The sequence below is a fragment of the Pseudomonas sp. TWRC1-2 genome (assembly GCF_049896685.1).
Taxonomy (GTDB): Bacteria; Pseudomonadota; Gammaproteobacteria; order Pseudomonadales; family Pseudomonadaceae; genus Aquipseudomonas.
In genome coordinates this window covers 86,170-93,241 of record NZ_JAFCUU010000014.1, presented here as the reverse complement: position 1 = coordinate 93,241, position 7,072 = coordinate 86,170, and the positions used below count along the sequence as shown (strand labels likewise).

Below are 7,072 nucleotides of genomic sequence, written 5' to 3'. Positions count from 1 at the left end.
ATCCCGAACTCAGCAGTGAAACGATGCATCGCCGATGGTAGTGTGGGGTTTCCCCATGTGAGAGTAGGTCATCGTCAAGATTAAATTCCAGAGCCCCTGTTTGCTAACGCAAACAGGGGCTTTGTTTTGGGCGGTCGAAAAGCCCAGGTGCAAGCGTGCTGCCGATGGGCGTCGACCATAACGCGTGCTCTCTGATACAGAACTTGTGTATCAGACCCCTCGCTCCTTGATCAGCTCAATCAGCACCCTCAAACCGGCCGGTACATGCCACCTTCCAGGGTAGCAGAGTCGCAACGAGTCAAACGTGGACTCTCCAAGTACACGTATCAGCGCCCCCGCAGCCGGTCCGCAGCAACATTCCACTCCGTCAATCCCATCCCCGCCCAACGCTTGGATGAGATAGAAGCGCTGGTAACCGAGCAATTCGCCGATATCCGGGCGGGAGGCCCTAATGATCCTGCCACCAGCATCGGTCCGATGGTCAGCCTCAAGCAGTGGCAGCGGGTGCAGCGATACATTCAGATCGGCATCGAGGAGGGCGCTCACCTATTGGTGAGTGGCCCCGGCTTGCCTGATGGAATCGACGCGGGCTGATCCATCAGGCCCACCGCCTTTAGTTGCGTTACCAACCAGCTGACCAAGATCTTCGGGCCTGTTCTGTCGATCATCCCCTACGATGACCAAGATGAAGCGCTGACTATCGCCAACGATACGGCCTACGGTCTCCAGGCTTACCTTCTGTCCTCAGCCCTGCAAAGAGGCTTCGCGCATCGACGCCGTCGCGTGTTGATCGATACCCGTGGCCCACGAGCCGCCAGCGCCCTCCGGCGGCTTCAAACAATCAGGTATAGGCCGTGAGTACTGCACACTCGGATTGGAGGCCTTTCTGGAGCCTAAATCCGTGCTCTCCTGACAAAACAGCATGCCGTTGGGGAAATCGATGCAAAGTGTTTCTGCATTTTTGGTATGGTGCAGCACATTTTCACAAGGATTGATTTTTCATCCGCAGGACGCGGCGTCGACCTTCTTCAACGAGATGCTGTAGAAATGCCTGAACCGATACCGATCAAGGATCACGAAAAAGAAAACCGTCTGGTCAACAAGCGCCTGCTTGCCTGCGCGCTGTTGGTCATCGGCATCACCTGCGCCCTGGTGGGCCGCATGTATTTCCTGCAAGTGGTGCAGTACGACTACCACTCCACGATTTCCGAAAACAACCGGGTCCACGTACTGCCGATTACGCCCACGCGCGGGTTGATCTATGACCGCAACGGTGTGGTTTTGGCCGACAACCGTCCCAGCTACAACCTGACGATTACCCGCGAACGCACAACCGACCTCAAGGGTGAGCTGGATGCCATCGTCAACCTGCTGCACCTGCCCGCCGAAGACCGTGCGGTGTTCGACAAGGCGCTGAAGCAGGCTCGTCATCCTTTTGTGCCCGTGACGCTGTTTTACGAATTGACTGAGGAACAGATCGCCGTACTGGCCGTCAACGAATTCCGTTTGCCTGGCGTGGACGTCGAGCCGCAATTCGTCCGTCACTACCCGCTGGGCGCACATTTTGCCCACTCGATCGGCTACGTCGGCCGAATCAATGAAAAAGAATCCAAGGCCCTTGATTCGGTGGAGTACCGCGGTACGCAGTCCATCGGCAAGACCGGTATCGAGCGCTTCTACGAATCCGAACTGCACGGCCATGTCGGTTATGAAGAGGTCGAGACCAATGCGCAAGGCCGCGTACTGCGCGTGCTCAAGCACACCGACCCGATCCCCGGCAAAAACATCGTTCTGAGCCTCGACGTCAAACTCCAGGAGGCGGCGGAAGAAGCCTTGGGCGATCGACGTGGTTCGGTTGTCGCCCTCGACCCGCAAACCGGCGAAGTACTGGCGATGGTCAGCAAGCCGAGCTTTGACCCTAACCTGTTCGTGACCGGTATCAGCTTCAAGGAATACGCGGCGCTGCACGACTCCATCGACCGGCCGCTGTTCAACCGTGTGCTGCGCGGGCTTTACGCGCCCGGTTCGACCATCAAGCCGGAAGTGGCCATCGCCGGTCTCGACAGTGGCGTGGTCACCGCACAAACCCGTGTGTTCGACCCCGGTTACTACCAGCTGCCCGATTTTGACCACAAATACCGCAACTGGAACCACAGCGGCGACGGCTGGGTGGACATGGACGCGGCGATCATGCGCTCCAACGACACCTACTTTTACGACCTGGCCCACAAGCTGGGCATCGACCGTCTGCACGATTATCTCGCTGAATTTGGCCTTGGCCAGAAAGTCTCCCTCGACATGTTCGAGGAGTCTGCAGGCCTGATGCCGTCCCAGGCGTGGAAGCGCGCGACGCGGCGCCAGCCCTGGTTCCCGGGTGAAACGGTGATTCTCGGCATCGGCCAGGGCTATATGCAAGTCACGCCGTTGCAGCTGGCCCAGGCCACCGCATTGATCGCCAACAAAGGCGTCTGGAACCGGCCGCACCTGGCCAAGACCATCAATGGCGTGCCGCCGGTGGATGAAAACCCGATGCCCAACGTGGTCCTCAAGGACCCGCGTGATTGGGAACAGGTCAACCATGGCATGCAACTGGTGATGCACGACCCGCGCGGTATCGCCCGGGCTGCGGCGGTCGGCGCCCAGTATCGCATTGCCGGCAAGAGTGGTACCGCGCAAGTGGTTGCGATCAAGCAAGGTGAGCGTTACAACCGGAACAAAACCCTGGAACGCCATCGCGATAACGCTTTGTTCGTCGGCTTCGCGCCGGCCGAACATCCGAAAATCGTGATCTCGGTAATGATCGAAAACGGTGAAGCCGGCGGCCGTGTGGCGGGCCCTGTTGTGCGGCAAATCATGGATGCCTGGCTGCTCGACCAGGAAGGCCACCTGAAGCCGCAATACGCGACGCCGGCCAAAGCCCCGGGTGACCCGCACGTCTGACTCAGACCTTCCACTCGTCCCAGTGCTCTGCGGCTTGATAAGCGAGCCAGGGCACATCATGGGCCGTCCAGATGTGCGAGGTGGGCCGTACGCCCGGATCATCATCCAGCGTCGCCACTCGCACAATCACATGGGGCTGGTGCCTACGCTCAGCCATCAGATGTGAGCCGCATCGCGAGCAAAACTGCCTGAATTTGCCCGGCGAAGATTCAAGCGACGACAGCAGCGCTTCGCCCCGTGTCCAGCGGAAATGTTCGCGCATCACCCCGGCCGTGGCCACGAACGCTGCTGCATGCACCTTGCGGCAGCTGTCGCAGTGGCAGTGGCTGATAGGCATATCCAGGCTGTCCACTTGATAGCACACAGCTTTGCAGAAGCAACTTCCATTCAACGGGTCAGTCATAAACGTATTGCCTGATCAAGGATGGGGTCATCATCATCGCGCACACGCCAAGGTTGCGCATTGGTCAATGTCGCCTACTGTCAATGGAGGAGGTGACTTATGCACGTATTAGATCGCATCGAACGAAAAGTCCTGCTCAACGCTCCACGTAAACAGGTGTGGGAAGCCCTCACGGATGCCGAGCAATTCGGCAGTTGGTTCGGTATCGCCCTGAAGGGCAAAACCTTTGCTGCCGGGGAAACCCTCGAAGCCCCCATCACGTACCCAGGCTATGAACATGTGGTGTGGAAGGCCAAAATCGAAAGGATGCTGCCACAAACCCTGTTTTCCTTCCGGTGGCATCCTTATGCGGTCGAGGAGGGTGTCGACTACGACAGCGAAACGCCTACCCTGGTGGAGTTCACCATCGAAGATCGGGCGCCAGGCATTTTGCTGAGGGTGGTTGAATCCGGGTTTGATGCGGTACCCGAGGCCCGACGCCAGAAGGCCTTCAAGATGAATTCCCGTGGCTGGGATGAACAAATGAACAACATCGAAACCTATCTCGCCCAGGCGCGCCGCGCCTGACCCAACCGGGCATCTTGATGATGCCCGTGTTCGTCGCTGTCAGCCTTCGTGAGTTGTGGTGATTTCCAGGGTATCGGTGAAGGTCACCAGCACACTTTGCCCGACCTTGAGGTCTTTGAGGCCGGCACGGATCTCCGGTTTTTCAACGTTCAGCACTTTCGTCGCACCGGTAGGGTTTTCCAGGGTCACCTGGTTTTGGTTCAGGTCGATATGGGTAATCTTCAACTGCACCTGGATCTGCCGGAAAGCGGCACCGCCGGGGTGCGGGTTATCGGCCGTGGCACGCACCACGCCGGTACTTTCGCTTGAGTCCGAGGCACTTTTATCCACGTCGGTGTCGAGTACCGCAGCCACCGAATGGGTGGTCAGCACTTTCACTTGATCGCCAACCTTGAGGTTGGCCAAGTCCTTGGCGTCATCACTGAGTTGCACATGCACCGGGTTACCTTCGGCACCTGCCAGCACCACCTGGTGCGTGGCGGCATCGACCGACAGCACCCTGGTGGTCACTTCATCGGCTTCAAGGGATTTGGACAGCGGGATGTCGGCGGCGTAAGCGGCAAGGTTGCCGGCGCACACCAGGGCGACCAGAGCAAGGGCCTGGCGCACGGAGCGGGTTACATTCATTGAAGGGACTTCCATGAGAGAAGCCCTTGAGTCTAGTGGCGAGTCAGCGGTGCGCAAATTCGCTGACCCTCCACGTTGTAACTTTAGAAATCCACCGTCGCCGACAACTTCGCCACCCGCGGATCACCCTGGGTCAGATAGCCACCCAGCGCAGATTCCCAATACTTGGTATTGGCCACGTTCTCCACGGTTGCGCCCAACGTCACATCACGCTGCGCCACCTTGAAGTTGTAGCGCGCACCCACATCGAAGCGGTTCCAGGCCGGCAGGCTCAGGTTGTTCGCTGCATCGGCGTACTGGCCGCCGGTGCGCAGCATGCGGCCGTTGACGCTTACGCCTTGCAGGCCCGGCACATCCCAATCCACCCCGGCGTTGAGCTGGAACGACGGCACGCCAATCGCACGGTTGCCGTCATTGGCGCCGTTTGCCGTGCCGTTGACTTCGGTGTGAATAATCGTCGCGCCGCCCAGCAGACGCAGGCCGCTGACCGGTTCACCGAAGACGTTCAGCTCAACGCCCTTGTTGACTTGCTCGCCCTGGAAGACATAGGTGGCGGTGCCGTCCGCATTCAGCTGGGAGTAACCTTGAGTCGGCTGTTCAATGCGGTACACGCCCAGTGTCGCTCCGTAGGTGCCCATATCAACCTTGACGCCTGCTTCGGTCTGTTTCGAGCGGGCCGGTGCGAAGGTCTGGTTGGCGTTGGTCACGCTGGTAGCGCTGCCAAACGTGCTCGGAGCGGTCGGCCCCGAAGCCAGGCCTTCAATGTGGTTGGCATACAGCGATACATGGTCCCAAGGCTTGAACACCAAGCCATACACCGGCGTGGTGATGCCCTTGGCGTAATTGGCAGTGCGCGTGCCGGTGCCGTAGGCATAGCCTTGAACCACCAGTTCCTGGCGGCGCAGACCGGCCGTGAACAGCAGGCGGTCATCCATGAAGCCAAAGGTGTCCGATACCGCAGCGCTGCGGGCGAAGGTCTTGGCGGTAATGCCTGGGTCGTTCAGGTCGCTGCCGGAGGTGAAACCGCCTTTGGCCGGTGCAGACACGTCGGCCGGATTGTAGATATTGGTTGGCTGGCTGCCGGCGGCAAAGTCGAAGGCGTTACGGGTCTGGGTCCAGATGCCGGTCAGGCCCAGGTTCAACTTGTGGCTGACAGCGCCGGTCTGGAACTTGCCGTTCAGGCCGGCCATCAGGCTGGTGTTGTCTTCCTGGTGCGCGATGTTCGAGCCGCTGACCGTGGCATTGCCCAATGCGTCGTTCAGGGTGACCGACGAGTAGCGCCCCAGTTCGTTGGTGTGCTTGGCACCGCCGGCAATATAGGCGGTCCAGTTGTCGTTGAGGTCGTACTCGCCGCGCAACATGCCGAACGTGTCTTCGAGGCTGGTGGTGCCCCAGTTCGGCGCGTAGTTGGTGTCGGCAGACGGGGCGTTGGGGATGTGGGTCAGCCCACTGCCGAGCAGCACCGTATTGCGCCCGCCGTTCACTTGCTGCTTCTGATAAACAAAGTCACCCGACAGACGCAGCGCATCGCCGCGGTAATCGAGGCCGACCGAGAACAGCTTCGAGCGCTGGTTTTCGTCGTCAACGGCCGTATCGCCTTCACGCTGGGACAGGTTGACCCGCGCTCCAAAGCGGTTGTCCTCGCCAAAACGCTGGCCGATGTCGAGATGTTCACCCACCCGGCCATCACTGCTGATGTCGGTGCTGAAACGGCGCAACGGAACATCATCGGCGCGCTTGGGCTGCAGGTTCACGCCGCCGCCAATGCCGGAGCCGCCGGGCGTTACACCGTTGATGAACGCGTTGGGCCCCTTGAACACTTCAACCCGTTCCAGGGCGTCGGTGGACATGATCTGGCGCGGCAGGATGCCGTACAAACCGTTGAAGGAAATGTCGTCGCCATTGAGCGGCAGGCCGCGAATCACAAAGGCCTGGGCCTGGTTCGCGTAGCCCGATGCCTGGCGCACCGACGAGTCGTTGAGCAGCACATCGCCGACGGTTTGCGCCTGCTGGTCGCGAATCAATTTCTCGGTGTAGGAGGACATGCTGAATGGCACGTCCATGATGTCCTGGTTGCCCAGCACACCCAGTTGCCCGCCGCGTGCAACCTGGCCACCGGCGTAAACCGGCGGAAACGCGTTTGGCGCGGGCGCGTCGGCGTTGATGTTGGTGGCACCCAGTTCCAGTGTGTTGCCGTCCTGATGGTTATTCGCATCCTGCGGGGTGACTGGGGTTGCAGCATGAGCAGCAAGGCTCACGGAGCAGCAAAGGGCGAGCAGGGTAGGGCGAAACGGCACACAAAGTCGGGTACGGGAGGGCATGGTCGATCCTGACGGCGAACCGTCAATGTGAGGAAAAGGGCAATAACGTTGCGCGTCCTCGCTGCGCGGATACGACTCCGGCGCGAATGATAGTGATTGTTATTAATGTCCTGCAACAAATTTGTGAGATTGCGGTCTGCGTGCGCGTTAACGTGCCGCGTTTACGCGGATGCCGAGTAGAATCACGCCCTGAAAGCGATTCCTGAGGTGCGGC

The 7,072-nt window shown here is 59.8% G+C and carries 5 protein-coding genes, 1 rRNA gene and 1 pseudogene; 4 read left to right on the top strand and 3 right to left on the bottom strand.

What is annotated here, in order from left to right; genetic code table 11:
- The 3 genes and pseudogenes from rrf to mrdA all read left to right on the top strand — a co-directional run.
- A 5S ribosomal RNA gene (gene rrf / locus ACP7B3_RS28295) occupies positions 1-80 on the top strand; the annotation flags it as partial.
- 184 nt (positions 81-264) lie between these two features.
- Positions 265-858, top strand: a pseudogene (locus tag ACP7B3_RS28290) (aldehyde dehydrogenase family protein).
- Positions 859-1,047: 189 nt separating this feature from the next.
- Positions 1,048-2,940, top strand: a complete 1,893-nt coding sequence (gene mrdA / locus ACP7B3_RS28285) for a penicillin-binding protein 2 (RefSeq protein ID WP_106580023.1) — start codon at positions 1,048-1,050, stop codon at positions 2,938-2,940.
- A gap of 1 nt (position 2,941) precedes the next feature.
- On the opposite strand, the gene ACP7B3_RS28280 is transcribed toward mrdA, so the two are convergent.
- Positions 2,942-3,343 (bottom strand): GFA family protein, encoded by a 402-nt coding sequence (locus ACP7B3_RS28280; RefSeq protein WP_145163253.1) that lies wholly within the window; start codon positions 3,341-3,343, stop codon positions 2,942-2,944.
- A gap of 99 nt (positions 3,344-3,442) precedes the next feature.
- Here ACP7B3_RS28280 and ACP7B3_RS28275 point away from each other — a divergent pair, with 99 nt between their 5' ends.
- Positions 3,443-3,910, top strand: coding sequence for an SRPBCC family protein (locus ACP7B3_RS28275; protein ID WP_426182598.1), 468 nt, complete (start codon positions 3,443-3,445; stop codon positions 3,908-3,910).
- Between the two features lie 39 nt (positions 3,911-3,949).
- Here the strand turns inward: ACP7B3_RS28275 and ACP7B3_RS28270 are convergent, their stop codons facing one another.
- Both ACP7B3_RS28270 and ACP7B3_RS28265 read right to left on the bottom strand, forming a co-directional pair.
- A complete protein-coding gene (locus ACP7B3_RS28270) occupies positions 3,950-4,537 on the bottom strand; it encodes a hypothetical protein (RefSeq protein WP_426182595.1) in 588 nt (195 codons plus the stop codon).
- Positions 4,538-4,620: 83 nt separating this feature from the next.
- Positions 4,621-6,858, bottom strand: coding sequence for a TonB-dependent receptor (locus tag ACP7B3_RS28265; RefSeq protein WP_426182592.1), 2,238 nt, complete (start codon positions 6,856-6,858; stop codon positions 4,621-4,623).
- Positions 6,859-7,072: the final 214 nt, after the last annotated feature.